Source organism: Rheinheimera sediminis (assembly GCF_004005375.1).
Lineage (GTDB): Bacteria > Pseudomonadota > Gammaproteobacteria > Enterobacterales > Alteromonadaceae > Pararheinheimera.
On sequence record NZ_RZUF01000015.1, the window covers coordinates 59,925 to 80,506 of the forward strand.

Annotated in this window: 20 protein-coding genes; 14 read left to right on the forward strand and 6 right to left on the reverse strand. The window is 46.3% G+C overall.

Annotated features, from left to right (window positions below):
- The first annotated feature begins 82 nt into the window (after positions 1 to 82).
- Entirely contained in the window at positions 83 to 295 is a 213-nt protein-coding gene (locus tag EMM73_RS11570; RefSeq protein ID WP_008898286.1) for a cold-shock protein, read from the forward strand.
- Positions 296 to 415: 120 nt separating this feature from the next.
- On the opposite strand, the gene dinB is transcribed toward EMM73_RS11570, so the two are convergent.
- Positions 416 to 1,468 carry a DNA polymerase IV gene (dinB, locus tag EMM73_RS11575; protein ID WP_127686589.1) on the reverse strand — a complete coding sequence of 351 codons (1,053 nt, stop codon included), beginning with the start codon at positions 1,466 to 1,468 and terminating at the stop codon, positions 416 to 418.
- 234 nt (positions 1,469 to 1,702) lie between these two features.
- On the opposite strand from dinB, the gene glyA reads away from it, so the two are divergent.
- The 10 genes from glyA (at position 1,703) to EMM73_RS11625 (ending at position 12,096) form a co-directional block, all read left to right on the forward strand.
- Positions 1,703 to 2,956, forward strand: coding sequence for a serine hydroxymethyltransferase (gene glyA, locus EMM73_RS11580; protein ID WP_127686590.1), 1,254 nt, complete (start codon positions 1,703 to 1,705; stop codon positions 2,954 to 2,956).
- A 75-nt stretch (positions 2,957 to 3,031) separates the two neighbouring features.
- Positions 3,032 to 3,484 carry a transcriptional regulator NrdR gene (gene nrdR, locus EMM73_RS11585; protein WP_127686591.1) on the forward strand — a complete coding sequence of 151 codons (453 nt, stop codon included), beginning with the start codon at positions 3,032 to 3,034 and terminating at the stop codon, positions 3,482 to 3,484.
- Complete coding sequence (gene ribD, locus EMM73_RS11590; RefSeq protein ID WP_127686592.1) at positions 3,485 to 4,609, forward strand: bifunctional diaminohydroxyphosphoribosylaminopyrimidine deaminase/5-amino-6-(5-phosphoribosylamino)uracil reductase RibD; 1,125 nt, start codon at positions 3,485 to 3,487, stop codon at positions 4,607 to 4,609. It abuts the gene before it with no gap.
- Entirely contained in the window at positions 4,594 to 5,244 is a 651-nt protein-coding gene (locus tag EMM73_RS11595; RefSeq protein WP_127686593.1) for a riboflavin synthase, read from the forward strand. The genes ribD and EMM73_RS11595 overlap by 16 nt, the downstream gene beginning before the upstream one ends.
- 30 nt (positions 5,245 to 5,274) lie before the next feature.
- Positions 5,275 to 6,384, forward strand: coding sequence for a bifunctional 3,4-dihydroxy-2-butanone-4-phosphate synthase/GTP cyclohydrolase II (ribBA, locus tag EMM73_RS11600; RefSeq protein ID WP_127686594.1), 1,110 nt, complete (start codon positions 5,275 to 5,277; stop codon positions 6,382 to 6,384).
- Between the two features lie 271 nt (positions 6,385 to 6,655).
- Positions 6,656 to 7,120, forward strand: a complete 465-nt coding sequence (ribH, locus tag EMM73_RS11605; RefSeq protein ID WP_127686595.1) for a 6,7-dimethyl-8-ribityllumazine synthase — start codon at positions 6,656 to 6,658, stop codon at positions 7,118 to 7,120.
- Between the two features lie 8 nt (positions 7,121 to 7,128).
- Entirely contained in the window at positions 7,129 to 7,542 is a 414-nt protein-coding gene (gene nusB, locus EMM73_RS11610; protein ID WP_008898294.1) for a transcription antitermination factor NusB, read from the forward strand.
- Positions 7,543 to 7,574: 32 nt separating this feature from the next.
- Positions 7,575 to 8,534: a thiamine-phosphate kinase gene (gene thiL / locus EMM73_RS11615; protein WP_127686596.1), complete on the forward strand. Its 960-nt coding sequence runs from the start codon at positions 7,575 to 7,577 to the stop codon at positions 8,532 to 8,534.
- Positions 8,534 to 9,028: a phosphatidylglycerophosphatase A family protein gene (locus EMM73_RS11620; protein ID WP_127686597.1), complete on the forward strand. Its 495-nt coding sequence runs from the start codon at positions 8,534 to 8,536 to the stop codon at positions 9,026 to 9,028. Before thiL ends, EMM73_RS11620 begins: the two co-directional genes overlap by 1 nt.
- Positions 9,029 to 9,060: 32 nt before the next feature.
- Positions 9,061 to 12,096: a ligand-binding sensor domain-containing diguanylate cyclase gene (locus EMM73_RS11625; RefSeq protein ID WP_261373389.1), complete on the forward strand. Its 3,036-nt coding sequence runs from the start codon at positions 9,061 to 9,063 to the stop codon at positions 12,094 to 12,096.
- A 344-nt stretch (positions 12,097 to 12,440) separates the two neighbouring features.
- Here EMM73_RS11625 and dxs read toward each other — a convergent pair whose 3' ends face one another.
- From dxs to EMM73_RS11640, 3 genes are read right to left on the reverse strand one after another with little or no spacing between them, the layout of a single operon-like run.
- Positions 12,441 to 14,306, reverse strand: a complete 1,866-nt coding sequence (dxs, locus tag EMM73_RS11630) for a 1-deoxy-D-xylulose-5-phosphate synthase (RefSeq protein ID WP_127686599.1) — start codon at positions 14,304 to 14,306, stop codon at positions 12,441 to 12,443.
- Between the two features lie 13 nt (positions 14,307 to 14,319).
- Positions 14,320 to 15,207 carry a (2E,6E)-farnesyl diphosphate synthase gene (gene ispA, locus EMM73_RS11635; RefSeq protein ID WP_127686600.1) on the reverse strand — a complete coding sequence of 296 codons (888 nt, stop codon included), beginning with the start codon at positions 15,205 to 15,207 and terminating at the stop codon, positions 14,320 to 14,322.
- 1 nt (position 15,208) lies between these two features.
- Positions 15,209 to 15,454 (reverse strand): exodeoxyribonuclease VII small subunit, encoded by a 246-nt coding sequence (locus EMM73_RS11640; RefSeq protein ID WP_127686601.1) that lies wholly within the window; start codon positions 15,452 to 15,454, stop codon positions 15,209 to 15,211.
- 210 nt (positions 15,455 to 15,664) lie between these two features.
- On the opposite strand from EMM73_RS11640, the gene pomA reads away from it, so the two are divergent.
- The 3 genes from pomA to thiI all read left to right on the forward strand — a co-directional run bounded on the left by pomA (position 15,665) and on the right by thiI (position 19,006).
- Positions 15,665 to 16,435, forward strand: coding sequence for a flagellar motor protein PomA (gene pomA / locus EMM73_RS11645; protein ID WP_127686602.1), 771 nt, complete (start codon positions 15,665 to 15,667; stop codon positions 16,433 to 16,435).
- A gap of 8 nt (positions 16,436 to 16,443) precedes the next feature.
- The gene (locus EMM73_RS11650; RefSeq protein WP_127686603.1) at positions 16,444 to 17,388 is read left to right on the forward strand and encodes a flagellar motor protein MotB; all 945 of its coding nucleotides are present in this window, start codon (positions 16,444 to 16,446) and stop codon (positions 17,386 to 17,388) included.
- A 157-nt stretch (positions 17,389 to 17,545) separates the two neighbouring features.
- Positions 17,546 to 19,006, forward strand: a complete 1,461-nt coding sequence (gene thiI / locus EMM73_RS11655) for a tRNA uracil 4-sulfurtransferase ThiI (RefSeq protein ID WP_222422652.1) — start codon at positions 17,546 to 17,548, stop codon at positions 19,004 to 19,006.
- On the opposite strand, the gene EMM73_RS11660 is transcribed toward thiI, so the two are convergent.
- Together EMM73_RS11660 and EMM73_RS11665 are read right to left on the reverse strand one after the other, a co-directional pair.
- On the reverse strand, positions 18,988 to 19,896 hold the full coding sequence (locus EMM73_RS11660; protein WP_127686605.1) for a ketopantoate reductase family protein: 909 nt from the start codon (positions 19,894 to 19,896) through the stop codon (positions 18,988 to 18,990). The genes thiI and EMM73_RS11660 overlap by 19 nt on opposite strands.
- Entirely contained in the window at positions 19,875 to 20,225 is a 351-nt protein-coding gene (locus EMM73_RS11665) for a VanZ family protein (protein ID WP_127686606.1), read from the reverse strand. Before EMM73_RS11665 ends, EMM73_RS11660 begins: the two co-directional genes overlap by 22 nt.
- Between the last annotated feature and the right edge of the window lie 357 nt (positions 20,226 to 20,582).

Here is a 20,582-nt window from a genome sequence, read left to right on the forward strand (position 1 = left end):
GTAATATGTACTAGCTCGAACACGGCCGGTAATATTTAAGTCGCCAAACAATTGGCAAATTTAGTTAAAGTAAGAGAATGTTATGTCACAATTAATTTCCGGTACCGTTAAGTGGTTCAACGAAGATAAAGGTTTTGGTTTCATCGAGCGTGAAGGCGGCAAAGACGTATTCGTACATTTCCGCGCTATCAATGGCACAGGCCGCAGAACTTTAGTTGAAGGTCAACGCGTAACTTTCGAAGTTACTGAAGGCCAAAAAGGTCCTCAGGCTGAGAACGTAACTGTTACCGGTTAATAGTTTTCTGAAAAAGAGCCAACTTTTAGTTGGCTTTTTTTATGCCTGAAATTCAGTAGCGTTGAATATATTTTATTGTTTTTATTATTTTTTTGATTCGATGCTTTGTTTTGGCCTGATTTAGAGTTCCAATGACAGCTGAGCCTGAGCTTCCAGCGCTTTTAATCCAACATGAATACCCACCAACCTCACTTTTTTACCGTGGCCTCTGTGCCAGGCTTGCTCTAATAACTGCTTTAAGCTGGCCATATCCAATTCGGGTTGTTGTTTCTCTACTGTGGTTTGCTGAAAATCAGCAAATTTTAGTTTAATACCAATTTTCTGAATATGAGCACTCGCTTCACAGCGTTCAATGCGGCGCCGAAGTTTAGGTAAAAGCTCTGACAGACTTTGTTGGCCTGCATCCAGATCGGGTAAATCTTCCGTATAAGTATGCTCAACAGCGACAGACTTTCGCGGGTAGTCGTTTTGTACATCACGGTTGTCGCGGCCAAAACTGCGTTCTATCAAGGTTTCCGCAAAACTGCCAAAGTGTTTCACCAGTGTATGCAAAGGTGCATTTTGAACATCGATGCACTTATAAAAACCCAAGGTTGCTAGTCGCTCAGCAGTTTTTTTGCCTACCCCCGGGATTTTATGCAAGGGCAGGAATTTAACGAAATCGCTGACTTTGTCTGGTGGTAAGACAAATAAGCCATCAGGCTTATTTTCATCACTGGCTATTTTGGCGAGAAATTTATTCGGAGCTACACCGGCAGAGGCTGTTAAACCTGTTTCAGCCAAAATGACCCGACGAATATCTTCAGCAATACGTGTTGCGCTGCCAGAAAATAAGGTACTGTCGCTGACATCTAAGTAGGCTTCATCCAAGGATAAAGGCTCTACTTTGTCGGTGTATCGATGAAAAATAGCCTGGATTTGTAAGCTGGCTGCTTGGTATTTTTCCATATTGCCAGGTATTAACAACAGATGAGGGCAGAGTTTTAAAGCCTGGCCAGTAGGCATGGCTGAGCGCACGCCATACACACGGGCTGGGTAGTTACAGGTGCTGATCACCCCACGTTCGGTGCGACTGCCACCTATAGCTAAAGGAATGTTGCGCCAATCTGGCCTGTCCCGCATTTCTACGGCAGCGAAAAAACAGTCCATGTCGATATGAATGATTTTTTTCATTTACAAAGCACTGTTGGTTTATACAGTTGTATAATTGACCAGTTTTCACTTTTTGTAAAGCCTGATACCGCTTATCTTTACAGTTAATCATGTTACTCCACCGACCACTCGTTAGAAAATCATCTTTAGATGTTTAGATGGCTACTTAATAGCTGCATCTTTGACAGATTCCATGTAGAATGCGCGCAGTTTTTTTGTAAATAGCCTGGCCCTTTTGGCCACCTGGGAGCAAGCATGTTAAAGCGCGAAATGAACATTGCCGATTTTGATCCGGAATTATGGCAATCCATTACCAACGAAACCCAACGTCAGGAAGATCACATTGAGCTGATCGCTTCTGAAAACTATGCCAGCCCACGTGTACTGCAGGCTCAGGGTTCTCAGTTAACCAACAAATACGCTGAAGGTTACCCGCATAAACGTTATTACGGTGGTTGTGAGTACGTGGACGTGGCTGAAGATTTAGCTATCGCCCGTGCTAAAGAATTGTTTGGTGCCGATTACGCAAACGTGCAACCGCACTCAGGCTCTCAGGCTAACTCAGCGGTATTTTTAGCTTTATTAAATGCTGGCGATACCATTTTAGGTATGAGTCTGGCACATGGTGGGCACTTAACGCACGGTGCTACAGTCAGCTCTTCTGGCAAGCTTTACAAAGCTGTGCAATATGGTCTGCACCCTGAAACAGGTGTGATTGATTACGCCCAGGCTGAAGCTTTAGCATTGGAACACAAACCTAAACTGATCATTGCTGGTTTCTCTGCCTATTCAGGCATTATCGACTGGCAGAAATTCCGTGAAATCGCTGACAAAGTGGGTGCTTACCTGATGGTAGATATGGCTCACGTTGCTGGTTTAGTGGCTGCTGGTTTGTATCCAAACCCAGTGCCAATTGCTGATGTGGTAACGACCACTACTCACAAAACTTTAGCTGGTCCTCGTGGTGGTTTAATTCTGGCCCGCAAAAACGAAGAGCTGGAAAAGAAATTCAACTCTGCCGTTTTCCCAGGTGGTCAGGGTGGTCCTTTGATGCATGTCATTGCAGCAAAAGCTGTTGCATTTAAAGAAGCGCTGCAACCAGAATTTAAAGTCTACCAGCAACAAGTGCTGAAAAACGCTGTCGCTATGTGTGATGAAATGATCAACCGCGGCTACAAAATTGTATCTGGTGGTACGCAGAACCATTTATTCCTGATGGATTTAATCGACAAAAACATCACGGGTAAAGAAGCAGATGCTTGGTTAGGTCTGGCTCATATCACAGTGAATAAAAACTCTGTTCCTAACGATCCACGTTCTCCATTTGTAACCAGTGGTTTACGCATAGGTACTCCTGCTATTACTCGTCGTGGTTTTAAAGAAGCTGAAGCCCGTTTGGTTGCAAGCCTGATCTGTGATGTGCTGGATAGCCGCGGTGACGCTGCTGTGATCGACAAAGTACGTGCCCAGGTGTCTGAAGTCTGTGGCCGTCTGCCAGTTTATGCCTGATTGCTTGCTATGACTGAACAAAGATAGAGTGTTATGATGGCCGCTTAATGCGGCCATTTTTTTCGGAGAAATTCCGTGTTTTGTCCTTTTTGTCGTGCCGACGATACCAAAGTTATAGACTCCCGCTTAGTGGCGGAAGGGTCTCAAGTAAAAAGACGACGTGAATGTGGCGCCTGCCATGAACGTTTTACCACTTTTGAAGCTGCTGAACTGGTGATGCCCCGTATTGTAAAACGCGATGGTTCTCGTGAGCCTTATAACGAGGCCAAGTTGCGCAGCGGTGTAATGCGTTCATTGGAAAAACGTCCTGTACCGACTGAGCAGATTGAATCTTTGATCAGCAAAGTGGAAAGCTTGTTACGTGCCACAGGCGAGCGCGAAGTGCCAAGCCAAATGCTGGGTACTTTGATTATGGATGAGCTGGTGAAACTGGATAAAGTGGCTTACGTGCGTTTTGCATCTGTTTACCGCTCCTTTAAAGATATCCGCGAGTTTGGCGAAGAAATTGCCCGGCTTGGAGACAATTAGGTGAGCTTTACTGAACTCGATCATCATTATATGGCGCGCGCTATAGAACTTGCTTTTGAAGGCCGCTTTACCACTGCACCTAATCCAAATGTCGGCTCCGTGATAGTGCGCGACGGCGAAGTTGTGGGCGAGGGTTATCATCGTCAGGCTGGTGGCCCGCATGCTGAGGTATTTGCCTTGCGCCAGGCTAAGCAGCTTGCTTTAGGTGCAAGCTGTTATGTCACTTTAGAGCCTTGCAGTCATTATGGCCGCACAGGTCCTTGTGCTTTGGCGCTGGTCAATGCCGGTGTAAAAAAAGTGATAGTGGCTATGCTAGACCCTAATCCTTTAGTGGCTGGTCGTGGTATTCAGATACTAAAAGACGCTGGCATTGAAGTACAGGTTGGTTTGCTTGAGGAGCAAGCCCGAGCATTAAATCCTGGTTTTTTAAGCAGGATGGAGCGGCAAAAACCTTATATCCGGCTTAAACTTGCCACCAGTCTGGATGGGCGTATCGCGCTTGCCAACGGCAAAAGCCAGTGGATAAGCTCGGCGCAGTCCCGTTCTGATGTGCAGCTAATGCGAGCACAAGCTCATGCCATTTTGTCGACTGCTACTACTGTACTTGCGGACAATGCCCGTTTAACTGTGCGCGCTGAAGGTCTTGCTATCACGACTTTGGACTGTGGCTCTGTGCGTCAACCCATTAGGGTTATTTTAGACCGCAGTCTTAAATTAACAGGCCAGGAGCTTTTGTTTTCACAAAATGGCCCCATAGTGCTGGTGCATGACAAGCAATTCAGGCCTGTATTTGAGCACCCGCAAGTACGTTTTGTAGCGCTTGATGCTGGTGAGTCAGGACTGAACTTAAACGAATTAATGCCTTTGCTAGTGGCGGAAAATATCAACGACCTGTGGGTTGAAGCTGGCGCTGTGCTGGCCGGTTCTTTGTGGCAGGCGGGCTTAGTGGATGAACTCATCGTTTATCAGGCGCCTGTACTTTTAGGTGATAAAGCCAAAGCCATGTTGCAGTTACCTGACTATAGTGAGCTGTCACAAGCTCAGCATTTTGTATGGACTTCAGTTGAGACACTGGGGCCTGATTTAAAATTAACAGCAAGGTTAAAACCATGTTTACCGGAATAATCGAAGCAACGGGTCGGGTGAGCGCTATTAAAGCGTCAGGTTTGGATTTAAAACTGACTATTGAATCCGACAGCCTGGACTTTGCTGATGTCAAACTGGGCGACAGTATTGCCAGTAATGGGGTTTGTCTGACTGTAACAGCTCTGCATGGCAACAGTTTTAATGCTGATGTTTCGGGCGAAACTGTAAAGCGTACTTTGTTTAGTCACTACAAAGTAGGGCAATTAGTGAACCTGGAAAAAGCTTTGTTAGCGACAGGGCGCTTAGGCGGTCATCTGGTCAGCGGCCATGTCGACGGCATCAGCACTGTTGAAAAAATTGAGAAGTTTGGCGAAGCCTGGCAAATCTGGATAAAAATGCCAAAAGACTTAGCGCATTACATTGCTGAAAAAGGCTCAATTACGGTAGATGGCATCAGCCTGACGGTCAATGAATTAAGTTCTAGCGCTTTTCGTTTAACCATAGTGCCTCATACGGCACGGGAAACCACTTTGATGAGCCTAAAAACTGGCAGTCAGGTGCATCTGGAAGTGGATTTAATAGCGCGTTATTTAGAACGTTTGCTGCAAGGCCGCGAAGGCGCTGGCAGTAAAGGCGTGACTATGGATTTATTGCAACAACGTGGTTTTTTATAACGCAGTAAGGCCCGGGGCCTGAGGTGAAGTATGCAACTGAATACACCAGCAGAAATTATTGAAGATATTCGTCAGGGTAAAATGGTTATTCTGATGGATGACGAAGACCGTGAAAACGAAGGCGATCTAGTGATGGCGGCCGAATACGTCACCCCTGATGCTGTTAATTTTATGGCCACCCATGGCCGTGGTTTAATTTGTTTGACGCTGACGAAAAAACGCTGTGAGCAGTTAAAGCTACCCCTGATGGTAGACAAAAACTTATCGCCATTCTCTACCGCTTTTACTTTATCTATTGAAGCAGCCGAAGGTGTGACTACGGGTATCTCTGCAGCCGATCGTGCCCGCACAGTCAAAGCGGCGGTAGCTCGTGATGCCAAGCCGACGGATATTGTTTATCCAGGCCATATTTTCCCGTTAATGGCGCAGGACGGTGGTGTATTAGTACGTGCGGGTCACACAGAGGCAGGGTGCGACTTAGCTCGGATGGCAGGTTTAGAGCCAGCAGCTGTGATTGTAGAAATTTTAAATGAAGATGGCACCATGGCGCGTCGTCCGGATTTAGAGGTTTTTGCTAAAAAACACGGCATTAAAATAGGCACCATCGCCGATCTAATTGAATACCGTAACTTGCATGAGACCACCATAGAGCAAGTGGCGAGCTGCCAGTTACCTACTGAATTTGGTGAGTTTAATCTGGTCACTTTCCGTGACACCATCGACAATCAAATTCATTTTGCCTTGGTTAAAGGTGTGGTTGAAGCAGAGCAACCGACTTTAGTCCGTGTGCATTTACACAACACCTTCAGTGATTTGTTGTTATCTGGCCGCGGCGCTAATCGCAGTTTTTCTTTGCACTGTGCTATGAAGCGTATTGCCGATGAAGGGGGCGTGTTGGTACTTTTAGGTAAAAACGAAAGTAGCGAAGAGTTGATGCAAATGGTGCAGAACTTTGAGGCTGAGGACAAGGGCGAAAAAGCCAAAACTGAGCTGTGGAAAGGTACATCCCGTAACGTTGGGGTTGGATCACAAATTCTGGCTAGTTTAGGCGTGAAAAAAATGCGTTTGCTCAGTGCACCGAAAAAATATCACGCACTTTCAGGTTTTGGCTTAGAAGTCGTCGATTACGTTTCTGAATAGGCTATGTCCTTCGTACTTGAAGCAGCAGTGTTGTTGAATTCGTGTTGTTATTGCTGAACTACAGTGAACACGAGACGGGCAGGCTAAACCCAGCCCCTACAGCATCGCCCAGCTGCGACATCACTTACTTTGGGTACTATATTGTAACGACATCACAGATCAATATTTACTAGCCGTGAAATGGCAATCTTGTGTTATCATGGCGCCCATTTTTTTGAATTCTGGTTTTTTAAAACCATTTTTTGCAGCGAAATTGCAATAAGGATCTCCAATGCAGGTGATTGAAGCCGGTTTAACCGCTAAAGGTAAGAAGTTTGCCATTGTTGTGGCCAGATTCAACAGCTTTATTGTCGAAAGTTTATTAGACGGTGCTGTAGATACTTTGAAGCGTGTTGGTGACATTGCTGATCAGGATATCACCGTGGTTCGCATTCCAGGTGCTTTTGAAATGCCATTAGCCGTACAAAAAATAGCGGCCAGCGGTAAATACGATGCGATCATTGCCTTAGGTGCGGTGATCCGTGGTGGTACACCTCATTTTGAGTATGTAGCCGGCGAATGTACCAAAGGCTTGGCTCAGGTGATGATGCAGCACAGTATTCCAGTTGCTTTTGGCGTATTGACTGTTGACAGTATAGAGCAGGCTGTTGAGCGTGCTGGTACAAAAATGGGCAATAAAGGCGCAGAAGCAGCGATGTCCTCGCTGGAAATGGTTAACGTTCTCTCTCAGTTGTAGGATTTTTGATGAAACCTAATGCACGTCGTTTGGCTCGCTCCTTGGCCGTTCAGGGAGTTTACAGCTGGCAGGTCAGTAAGAACCCTATTGGTGATATCGAACAGCAGTTATTGCTGGAACAAAATACAAAACATCTGGACGTGGGCTATTTCCAGGATATTTTGCGTGGTGTGGCGGTGAACCATCCAGTACTGGATGAAGCGGTAAAGCCGTTTCTGGATCGGCCATTTGAAGAAATAGATCTGGTTGAAAAAGCCATATTGAGAGTTTCAGCTTATGAGTTGAAATATCGTCTGGATGTGCCTTACAAGGTAGTGATTAACGAAGCCATCGAACTGGCGAAAGCCTTTGCGGCTGATGACAGCCACAAGTTTGTTAACGGCATCCTCGATAAAGCCGTCAAACGCCTGCGAACCGAATAAAAAATGGAGAGCCGGCGTAAGTCGGCTTTTTTATGGGTGAATTTGAGTTAATTCAACGTTGTTTTGCTGAGGCAGGCCGTAAACGTACGGACGTGGCCATAGGTATTGGTGACGACGGTGCTGTGTTGCAGGTGCGAGAAGGTTGTGATTTGGTGATCACCACCGACAGCATGGTCGAAGGTATCCATTTTTTCCCGGATGTCGATCCGCGTTCACTCGGCCACAAGTTAGTGGCGGTGAATGTCAGCGATTTAGCCGCTATGGGGGCAGAGCCATGCTGGTTGTCTTTAGCTTTAACTTTACCTAAAGTGGATGAAGACTGGCTGACTGCGTTTGCAGAGGGGTTGAGTGAGACTGCAGACTACTATAACTGTCAGTTAATAGGCGGAGATACCACCCGTGGTCCGTTAAGCTTAACCATGATTGCCAAAGGTTTGGTGCCTAAAGGTAAAGCAATTACCAGAGCCGGCGCCCAAAACGGCGATTATTTGTATGTCACCGGAACTCTGGGGGACGCGGCTTTGGGTTTACAGCTGGTGCAAAATAAGGTTGAGATCAGTAAAAAGCACCGTGCTCATATACTGCAACGTTTTCATTATCCAACTGCTCGTGTGGCTTTAGGTCAGGCGCTACGTAACATAGCCAGTGCAGCAATGGACATATCAGATGGACTGGCTGGTGATTTACCTCATATTTTGCGGCGTTCGAAGGTTGGTGCCGTAGTTGATGTAAGTAAACTGCCTATGTCGCAAGCTCTAAAAGATAGCTGTAGCCCAGAACAGGCAGTGCAGTACGCCTTGTCGGGTGGTGAAGACTACGAGTTGCTGTTTACAGTACCCGAAAACCGTCGTGGCTCGCTTGAAGTATTACTCTCTCCTTATGGTGTCCCCGTGACTTGCATTGGTCGTATTACCGGCGCTGTGGGTAAGCTTGACTTTAAGCAGGGCGATGCTCCTTTTTTATACCAGCATTATGGCTTTGAGCATTTCTAATGGCCTTAACACATAACACTAAGCCTAAATTTGAACTAAGAAAGTGGACTCACTTTCTCGCTTTAGGTTTTGGCTCTGGCTTGGCACCGAAAGCGCCTGGTACCTTTGGTACTTTAGCAGCGCTACCTTTTATTTATCTGCAGTCTCTGCTCAGTCCTCAGTTTGCGCTACTTTGGCTGTTGTTTGCGTTTGTACTGGGCTGCTATGTTTGTGGGCAGACGGCACGAGATATAGGCGAGCATGATCATGGCGCCATTGTTTGGGATGAAGTTGCAGGCTTCAGTCTGGCTATGTGGTGCATTCCGTTTCAATGGCACTATCTGCTGGTTGGTTTCTTACTCTTTCGCTTTTTTGATATAGTCAAACCCTGGCCGATACGTCTGCTGGATAAAAAAGTTCATGGTGGCTTTGGTATAATGATTGACGATATCTTAGCTGGATTCTTTAGCTGGCTCATTCTCTTCACGCTGGTGCAGTGGCAAGCTTTTAGTTAATATAAATTTTTCCCTGCAAAGCGGTGATCTCTGTGCGTTTCTCGCTGTTGGTTTTTTTTGCCTTTTTTTCTATAGCCTGCTTTGGTCGGGTGTCTCCAGTTTCTGTTTACGATTTTGATATCAAGCACTGGAATAGTGCAGATGGTTTATCATCGAACTCGGTACGTGCAATAAGCCAGGACTCATTTGGCTATGTATGGGTGGGGACCCTGTATGGCTTAAATCGTTTTGATGGCCATCATTTCACCCAGTTCAGTACCAAAACCAGTCGCCAGCTAGCGAGTAACTCGATTAATAAGCTGCTGCTAGACCAGCAAGGTTATATGTGGGTTGGAACTAAGGCTGGTTTATCAGGTTTTAATCCGCAAACCTTACAGTTTGATCGTTACCCTATATTGGCGGAAGTCACATCCATAGTGCAGGTGGCTCCAGAGGAAATATGGGTGGCAGCAGAAAACTTATTCAAGGTTAAGCAAGGTAAAGTAAGCCGTATTCATAGCATAAAAGAAGCTGTGATGCAGATGGAGGTGGCAGGGGATTCTGTATTCATCAGTACCAGCAAAGCTTTGTTTAAACTTAGTTTACAGGGTGAAATTGAACAAATCGCTTTGCCTGAAGAATTGCAGCAACACCCATTGTATGATTTGAGCTGGTTCAATAATACCTTGCATTTCGCCAGCGAGTCTGGCTATTTCCATCTGGATGAAAATCAGCAGGTGGCTCGCTGTGATATTCATGGTGTGGATAATTCAGCTGTTTATAAAATGTTCAAAGATAGCTCGGGGAATGACTGGATCTCTGGTTATAACAAATTGTATCACCGCCATGCCGGACAAGAGTGGCAACATATTAGTGCGGAAGAGTTGGGAAGTTCACCTTGGTTCAGCGATATCTTTGAGGACAAAGATCATAATATTTGGCTAGCCAGTTTCAGCGAGGGTCTATATCGGGCCTCACCAGGTAAAATGCGCCGTGTGGTAGGAAAGGGTCAGCAAGATATGGTGGTGCGCAGTGTGCGTTACTCAGCCAGATTAGATAGTCTTCTGGTGGCAACTCAGACCAATGTAGGGTTGTTAAAGGCTGATCAGCATTTTCTTGAGTTGGTCGATCATCAGTCGCTCGGCCAAAGTACAGTTTATGATTTTTATGACAGCAGCAACCTGTTATGGCTGGGAACTGACACCGGGTTGTTGCTATACAATTTTGACGATGGTCAAATCAGTCGGCCCTTCGAAGAGTTAATAGGAACCTCCATTCGTGTGGTTCAACCTCACTCTGAAACAGGTTTGTGGTTTGGTGGTGCCAGTGGCTTGTATCACTATAATGGCGAAGTGCTTAAAGCCGCCCCTTTTAACGCTGACCTTGAATCCGCCTTTGTTACAGTGATAGAAGATCAGGGTCAGGAGCTGTTGGTGGGCACCACCAGCGGTTTGTATGCTTATCAGCATGAAAAACTAAATAGGGTTGGTTTAGGAACACCTCTATTCGGGGCTTATATAACCAGTGTTTTGTCTCTTTCGGATCAACAACTTCTCGTTGCCACGCTGGACGATGGCTTGTTTATTAAAAGTCCAGAAGGACAATGGCAACAATACGACAGCAGCAATGGTTTACCCTTAGATCCAGTGGTCAGTTTATGGTACGACAAAGACTCAGATTATTTATGGGCCAGCAGCTTAAAGGGGCTATTCAGGTTCAGACCTCCTGCTGAGCATGATGGTGGCAAAATAGTGAACTTTGAGTTGATCTTATCACCCTATGATAGACAATTAGGTACAGCTCCGGGGCGTTGTTGCAATGGAGCTGGCCATAGTAAAGTGGCTAAATGGCAAGATCAGCTGTGGTATCCCAGTTTAAAAGGTCTGGTTGCAGTGCCTATATCTTTAACTCTGGCGTCTAACAGATCGCTTCAGCCTTTATTGCAGGAGATTAGTGGGCAAAAGTCATACAGGCTATTACCTGAGCAACATCAAGTGGTGCTCGAAACCTCGGACCGTAATATCAGTATTCGATACAGTGCACTGGAATTTATTAAAGCGAATTCGGTCGAGTTCCGCTATCAACTTCTTGGTTTTGATCAGGAATGGCAGCAGGTAGGACAGCGGCGTGAGGCTATTTATACCAACTTACCCCCTGGTAGTTACCAGTTTGTGGTTCAGGCTCGTTATGCCAGCCAAAATTGGACAGAGCAACAGCAATTAACGGTTGAGTTGGTTGTCCCCCGACTATTTACTGAAACTATAGTCTACAAAGGATTATGGGCACTATTGGTGATTCTTGCTTTGTATGGCCTGGCGTGGCTGTGGCGCCGTAACGCCATCATGCAACAACAGGAATTGACTAAGTTGGTCCGTTTACGTACCGCCGAACTGGAAAATAGTAACTCTCGTTTGAGTGAGCTGAATGAGCAGCTGTCTCAACTGACTCACAAAGATACGTTAACTGGCCTTCGAAACCGCCGCTTTATGTTCGAGCAGTTACCTAAGGACGTGGAACAGTACCAGCACAACAGAGACGCTATGCTGCAACAAGGCAAATGTATAGCGCTATTGCAACTGGACATGGATAATTTCAAAGCTATTAATGATGCCTATGGCAACAGTGCTGGAGATACTGTGCTACAACAAATCAGTGGCTTGTTATTGCGTGAAAGTCGGGGGGCCGACTATGTGGTGCGTTATGCTGGTGAGCAGTTTGTTCTGGTGTTAAGAGATGTTGAATATGCCTCAGTACGTGATTTTGCCTTACAGTTGAACCAACTGGTTGCACAGGCGAACTTTCAAATCCCGGATGGAAGAACAGTGTCTTTGACCTGTTCTATTGGTTATAGCTGTTTCCCACTTGAGCTGTTGGGAGGACAACTTATTTCTTGGGAAATCTCTTTGCAATTAGCTGAAATTGCGTTAAACAAGGTAAAAGAATCAGGTCGCAACGGCTGTGCCACTCTGGATTTTGATCCGCAAGTAGATGCTTTTGAATTTGAAGATTCGGGACATATTGATATGCAAATTGAAAAGCTGCTTGCTGATGGGCTGGCCTGGTTTGAGTTAAAAAGCTACCGCCCTTAGCCGTCGTCCTTGAAGTCGCAGCTTTGTTGTCTGCGCGCCTCGCCCCAGTCACATAGGATACTATGCTCCTGGGGTCTCAATCGCTTGTCGCCTCGCTGCAACATCAATGACTTAGGCTAAAAGCCATCGATCTTGAAGCCGCAGCTTTGTTGTCTGCGCGCCTCGCCCCAGTCACATAGGATACTATGCTCCTGGGGTCTCATTCGCTTGTCGCCTCGCTGCAACATCAATGAGTTAGGCTAATAGCCGTCGTCCTTGAAGCCGCAGCTTTGTTGCCTGCACTTTCGAGTCAATTGGAATGTGAGACGGGCGGGTACAAGACCCGCCCCTACAGCAGAAAAGAATTAGCGGCTAAGAAAAGCTTCTACTTTGGCCTCAATGCCAACACAGTCTAAACCCAGTTCAGCGTAGATCTGCTCCTGAGTACCGTGCTTGATAAAAATATCAGGCAAACCGATATTCAGCAGCTTTACAGGCAACTGTTCTGCGATACAGAATTCATTTACCGCAGAACCTGCACCACCCATCAATGCATTATCTTCGATAGTCACAAAATGGCTATGAGTCTGGCTCAGCCTTGTCAGCAGCTCTTGATCCAAAGGTTTCACAAAACGCATATCCACCAAAGTGGCGTTTAATTGTTCTGCTACTGTATGGCAAGCTTGTAACAAAGGGCCAAAAGCCAATAAGGCCACTTTTTCACCCTGACGACGAACTAAAGCTTTACCCAAAGCTAACTCAGTCATCGACGACTCTGGTGCTTGACCATTGCCGCTGCCACGGGGATAACGCACTGCTGCAGGTCCTTTGTGCTGATAGCCTGTGTACAACATCTGGCGGCATTCGTTTTCATCTGAAGGCACCATAATCAACATATTTGGAATACAGCGCATAAAGCTTAAATCGAATGATCCCTGGTGAGTTGGGCCATCAGCGCCTACAACACCAGCGCGGTCTATGGCAAACAATACATCCAGGTTCTGGATGGCAATGTCGTGAATAAGCTGATCGTAACCACGTTGCAGGAAGCTGGAGTAAATAGCTACCACAGGCTTTAAGCCTTCAATTGCCATACCTGCGGCCAAAGTGACCGCATGCTGTTCAGCAATAGCCACGTCAAAATAACGGTCAGGATAGCTTTTTGAAAATTGAACTAAATCTGAGCCTTCGCGCATGGCAGGCGTGATGCCTTGCAGCTTTGGATCAACGGCTGCCATATCGCAAATCCATTGACCAAAAATATTGGAGAACGTGGCTTTTCCGGCTTTTTTCGCAGGCTGAGATTGAGCTGCAGGGTCAAATTTACTGACCGCATGATAACCAATAGGGTCTTGCTCTGCAGGTAAATAGCCTTTGCCTTTTTTGGTCACTACATGCAGTAACTGCGGACCTTTGAGGTTGCGCATATTTCGAATAGTATCAGCCAACCCTGTCACATCATGGCCATCAATAGGCCCTATGTAGTTAAAGCCCAGTTCTTCAAAAAATGTACCAGGAGTCACCATGCCTTTAAAATGCTCTTCGGCGCGGCTGGCCAATTGGTGTAGGGGCGGAACACCACTTAAAATCTTTTTACCGCCTTCACGCAGGCTGGTGTAAAAGTTACCGGATAAGATACGGGCGAAATAACGATTCAAGGCGCCGACATTCTCAGAAATCGACATTTCATTATCGTTTAAAATCACCAGCATGTCAGGTTTGACTTCGCCTGCATGATTCAAGGCTTCAAAGGCCATGCCCGCGGTGATAGCGCCATCGCCAATCACAGCTACTACTTTGCGATTCTTCTGTTCAGCACGTGCAGCGATCGCCATACCTAATGCGGCGCTGATCGAGGTACTGGAATGCCCAACACTGAGGGTGTCATATTCACTTTCTTCCCGCCAAGGAAAAGGGTGCAAACCGTCTTTCTGGCGGATACTGTGCATTTGGTCACGCCGCCCCGTCAGGATCTTATGCGGATAGGCTTGATGGCCCACATCCCAAATCAGCCGATCAAAAGGCGTGTTGTAGACATAATGCAAAGCAACAGTCAGCTCAATAGTGCCGAGGCCTGAGGCGAAATGGCCGCTACTTTGGCTGACTGTTTTTAATAAAAAGGCTCTGAGTTCATTGCTCAGAGCGGGCAACTGATCCTGAGGTAACTGGCGTAATTCTGCAGGCCAGTTGGCTTTTTGAAGTAGAGGGAAATCGTGACTAGCTAATGTCATGAGAATGCCTGTATTAAAACTGTCGGGCAATAACGTACCGGGCCAAGGCCACTAGTTCGTCCGTTGCATAAGGAAGTTCACGCAAAGCGGCTAAAGCCTCTTCGACCAACAATTGTGCTTTGTGTTTGGCTTGTTCCAGACCAAGCAGCGCAGGATAAGTGACCTTATTCGCTTTCTGATCCGAGCCAGCGGTTTTACCCAGTAATTGGGTATCGCCTTCCACATCAAGAATGTCGTCCTGAACCTGAAAAGCTAAACCTATGGCCCTGCTATAGCGCACTAAAGCATCTAAATGTGTTGCATTATCTACTGGACTGGCCAGATAAGCAAAACGCACTGAGCATTCGATTAAAGCGCCGGTTTTCAGCTGATGCATCTGCTCTAAGGCGTCGAGCTGCATTTTTTGGTTGGTATGAGCTAAATCTATTGCTTGACCGCCGCACATACCACTGTAACCTGAGTGCAAAGCTAATTGTTGCACCATCGCCAAAATACGCTGTGGTGGAACCTGCTGATAGTTATGGCTGCTTATCAGTTCAAACGCAAAGGTCTGAAGTGCATCCCCGGCCAGAATAGCCGTAGCTTCATCAAAAGCTTTGTGGCAGGTCGCTTTACCACGGCGTAAATCATCGTTGTCCATGGCGGGCAAATCATCATGGATCAGAGAATAGCTGTGCAAGGCTTCAATAGCGCTTGCCGGGCCATCTAAATCAGCCAGAGAGGCGCCAAGCATCAGGCCGCAGCTGTAAACTAGATAAGGTCGCATCCGTTTGCCGCCGAGCAGCAAACTGTAGCCCATTGCTTGGTGCAGCCGTGGGTCGGTCAGAGTTTTTTTATCTAATTGGTGTTGCAGTACCTGTTCCAGCCGTTGCTGGTACGAGGTTAAAGAAGCTAACGTCAAATCATTCACCTTCACTTGTCACAAAAGGTTCCAGCTGGTCCTGACCTGCATTCTGGACTAACAACTGAACTTTCTGATGCGCAGTCTGTAATTGCTGCTGACTGGTACGGGAGAGTTCGATACCACGTTCAAATTGCTGCAAGGCCTGATCTAGACTTAAATCACCTTGTTCCAGCTGTTGTACTATCAGCTCCAGCTCGGCAATACTTTGCTCAAAGTGGCTGAAGTCTGTTTTCTTTTTTGTCATATTCTCGCCTGATAATAGATGTCTGACCAAGCCCGGCGCGCTATTATGAGCAATCAGAACCGCGTTGGGAAAGTATAAATTTGTTTAAGGCCTGAATTTGTAGTTAACTATCCCATACTTTTGCCGATAACTCACTATAAGCTAAGATAAAACCAGCTTAATGCTGGTACAAAACCAAATGTTTGCATTCAGTTTTCCGGGAGATACGCAGTGGATTTAGCAACCGTCATAGGATTAGTCGCCGTCATGGGCATGATGGGCTGGGCAATGTGGCTTAGTTCGAGTGGCAGCATGGGGATGTTTTATGATTTTGTCTCCATAGTTATTGTGTTTGGTGGCAGTCTTACTGCGGTGGTTATTAAATTCACTTTTACTCAGTTGGCTGATGCGATGAAAGCTATCAGTAAAGCCTTTATGTTTAAAATTGAGTCGGCAGAGGAGCTGATTGAAAAAGCAGTACAATTGGCTGATGCGGCTCGTAAAGGTGGTTTTCTGGCGTTAGAAGAAGCGGAGATCCCCAATGCCTTTATGCAAAAAGGCATCAATATGCTGGTCGACGGGCATGACGCGGATGTGGTGCGGGGAACACTGGAAAAAGATATTGAGTTAACCTACAACCGGCACAACACGGCTATTGGTGTATTTAAGCAACTAGGCGATTTAGGCCCAGCTATGGGCATGATAGGAACACTGATTGGCTTAGTAGCCATGTTATCCAACATGTCAGATCCAAAGGCCATAGGCCCAGCTATGGCAGTTGCATTGTTAACTACCATGTACGGAGCTATTCAGGCTAACTGTATTTTCTTACCCTTAGCAGAAAAAATGGCGGTACGTAATGAAGAAGAGAAAACTAATAATGAGTTGATCCTCGACGCCATTATGGGTATTCAGGATGGTCAAAACCCCAAGGTAATCGAAGGTATTTTGCGGAATTACCTGGCGTCTAAAAAACGTGAGCCAGCTGCGGCGGCGGAGTAGGGGTTGGTATGGCCAAGTGTCCTAAGTGTCCACCACCAGGTTTACCCGCTTATATGGGAACCTTTGCTGATCTGATGGCGCTTTTGATGTGCTTCTTTGTCCTCTTGTTGTCCTTCTCTGAAATGGACGTACTGAAATTTAAGCAAATAGCAGGTTCAATGCAGTTTGCATTTGGCGTGCAAAATAAAATTGAAGTCAAAGACATCCCAAAAGGCACCAGCGTGATCGCAATGGAATTTCGTCCAGGTCGTCCTGATCCAACCCCCATTGATACTATTCAACAGCAAACGGTTGAAATGACTCAGCAAATGCTTAATTTTCAGGCGGGTAAAGAGGATGAGGCGGGCGGCAGACAGGAGCAACGGGAAGATAAAACCGGTGGACAGTCTACCAGTACCGAAGAGCAACCTATGGATACGATCGCAGCCGCCGCTGAGCTACAGGAACAGACCAATGAGCTGTTGAAAAAAATTGCTGAACAACTGGAAAAGCAGATAATGGACGGTGCTATTGAACTGGAGTCTTTAGGCCAACAAATTATTATCCGTATCCGTGAGAACGGTTCTTTTCCATCTGGGTCTTCGTTTTTACAGCCCCGATTTAAACCTATCATTCAGAACATAGGCGCTTTGCTAAAAGAAGTACCAGGTGAAATTACAGTGTCGGGTCACACTGATGCTGAGCAGGTTTCAGATGAATTACACAGCAATAACTGGGACTTGTCGGCGCAGCGTGCTGTTTCAGTCGCGTCTGAAATGATTAAAGCCCCGGGTTTTGATAAAAACCGCCTGGTGGTGATGGGGCATGCTGAAACCCGTCCTTTGGTGCCTAATGATACAGAAAGCAATAGAAGACGAAACCGCAGAGTAGAGATTTCTATTATGCAGGGTAAGCCAAAGGAGTCTGAACCTATCAGTCTTGAGCCCGCAGCGCAGGGCACAGCCAATCAGTAAACCTGGTTGGTACGACCAAGGTTAACTCACTTGAACAGCTCGGGATAAACAGCGCCTTGTGTTCAGCAAAAGCCGGAGGTCAGCACGAGCAACAACGTTGCAGCTTCAGGTAAGAAGGGTATAATTCGCGCCTTTAGTTTTTAGTGAGCCTCATGTGATGGAATTTTTAGTCAAACTGCACCCGGAAATATCGATTAAAAGTAAATCGGTCCGGAAACGTCAGACCATGCTTTTGGAGCAGAATCTGAAAACTATCTTGTTGCGGTTAGACCCGGCTGTGGCTATCAAAAACAATTATGACCATTTGCTGGTGCAGGTGGAGTCCAACAGCCTTAAATTACGTCAGCAAATCATAGACCACTTGGCTTGTATTCCCGGCATAGTTCAGTTTATGCAAATGCAGTCTGGTAGTTACAGTTCACTGCACGATATTTTTGAGCAAGTCAAAGCCGTGTTTGCGTCAAAGCTTGTGGGCAAGAGTTTTTGTGTGCGAGTCAAACGCACGGGCGATCATGAATTTAGTTCGCTTGAAGCCGAGCGCTACATAGGCGGTGGGTTAAATCAGCATATCCCTTCTGCCAGAGTGCAACTAAAAAATCCTGAAGAAATAGTTCGGGTTGAGATTAAACGTGACCAACTGATTATTGTCAGTCAGGTATTTGAAGGCATGGGCGGCTTTCCATTGCCAAGCCAGACCGATGTGTTGTCGCTTATCTCAGGTGGATTTGATTCCGCAGTCGCCAGCTATTTGATGATCCGTAAGGGGCTACGTACTCATTATTTGTTTTTTAATTTGGGCGGCGCAGCCCATGAAACCGGTGTACGCCAAATGGCGTTTTATTTATGGCAAAAGTTCAGTTTGTCGCACAAGGTGAAGTTTATCAGTGTGGATTTTGCGCCAGTAGTAGAGGAAATTCTGGAGAAAGTGGACAACGGCCTGATGGGCGTTGTGCTTAAACGCCAAATGATGCGCGCCGCAGCTATAGTTGCCGAACGTATAGGTGTTCAGGCGATAGTGACGGGAGAAAGTGTAGGGCAGGTTGCCAGCCAAACCATAGCGAATTTGAGTGTGATAGATAAAGCCACTGATACGCTGGTGCTGCGACCGCTGATTTATCAGGACAAGCAAGAGATAATTGATTTAGCACGCAAAATTGGTGCTGAAGATATGGCCAAAACTATGCCTGAATACTGTGGCGTTATTTCCAACAAACCTACAATTCATGCAGAGTTGAATAAAGTTATGCTTGCTGAGCAACACCTCGATTTAGCCGCGCTTGAACAGCTGGCTTTAACTGCTCATGTACTGGATATCCGTACTGTAGAGTACCAGGCAGAACAGCAAATTAGTACAGTACTGCATGAGAACGCTATGGAGAGTAACGCCATTATTGTGGATATTCGGGCTCCGGATGAAGCTGAGTTAAAGCCTTTAAGCGGAGTGAGTCATCAGGTTCTGCACCTGCCATTTTACAAACTTGCCAGCCAGTTTAGTCAGTTGGATCAAAGTATGCAGTATTACTTATACTGTGAACGAGGCGTGATGAGCCGGCTACAAGCCTTATTGCTGGCAGAGCAAGGGCTGTCGAATGTTGGTGTTTATCGGGGCGACTTTTGAAGCAAAAGTTGATAAATCGCTTGATGGGCTGGTAGGTCTAGCCCATGTTGTTTTGCTTGCCTGAGTAAAAATCCAGTAATGTAGTTAAGCTCGGTCTGCCTGTTTTTGGCAAAATCTTGTTGCATTGATGAATAGTTGTCTGAGGTTTGCTCAATAACCAGAGCTACTCTTTGTGCTACGGCCTCTATGCTGAACTTTTGACCTGATGCCTTTGCCAGCATTACAAATTCCTCAATTAATACCCGGATAGCTGCAGCATGCTTTAGCCCGCTCAGCTCTCCATTTTTGCACTGATGCAAGCTGGTAAGAGGATTGATGACTGAGTTCACCGCTAGTTTTAGCCATAACGCTGGCCAAATATCCGCGACAACAGTAACAGGCCCTAGAGCAGCGTGCATAGCTCGCTCAACAGCTGACTGTTGTGTCATCGCTGCCTGATTTAGCGGACCCAGCACTGACTGTCCTCTGCCGCTGTGGACCACTGTGGTAGGTTCAGGTTTGTAAGCGCCATGGCTGGTGGTTAAAAACCACAATCCCTGTTTTGGTTTTAGTAAGGACTGCACCTGCTCTATAGTACCCATTCCATTGTGAGACAAGACCAACTGAGCATCATCACTCAGTACAGATACCAACTGCTGAACGGCTTCATGCACTGCATAAGCCTTTACGGGCAACAGAACATGAGTATAGGGAAGCTTTCTGGGGGCAGATAAAACAATAGGTTGAGAATTAGTACCGGACTGAAAATCGAACTGAAAAGGACCTTCTGTACGGCGATGCAACTGGACTGGATAACCGGCGTTGGTAAGATAAGCCGCCGAAAGAAGGCCTATTGCACCTTCTCCCACAACAGTCCAGAGCGGGAGATTTATTGTTTGCTGCTGCGCCATTTCTTCACGGCAAAATAGCAAAGATAAAACACTGCAACCCCAACCAGATCGGCAACCCAGTCGAGCAGCTCAGCCTGACGAAAACTGGTGAGGTAGTTTTGTAATAATTCTATAGCTACACCGTATCCAGCCATAATAATGACGGCTTGCCATAATTTTGGTTTGTAGCTCCATTGCAGCAGCGCAGTAAGGCAAAAAAACACTAAAAAGTGCAAATGTTTGTCATAACTGTTTAACTTCAAACCGCTGCTTTTAATTTCGGTCAAAAAGCCAAAGGTGGCTGCAATAAACACCAGTAAACAGATTGCATGGTAAAGATGACGCTTCACAAGATACTCTTCTTTAAAAGACCTATGAGGATTGTATCAGTTATAAGGACCTAATCTCCAGCCTGAAACAATGCTCTGCATCATATCCGTATCCTGCAATGCGACAAACGGATTCACAAGACGCATAGAACAAGGAATAGGACTCAGAGTCGCAAGCAGAGACGAGCGTTTGCATGACGGAGAGCTATGGTTTAACAAACAAAGAAGTCGAGAAGATGACAGAGATTAAATTTCTTCAAAACAGCGGCGCATAGTGACAGCCAAACCTTCGTAGTATCTATGGCTGAGCGCTGCACCATTGGAGGAACTGCCGTATATCTGTTGCGGCGAGTTCCACCCAGGTGCTTAGCGCTCCGA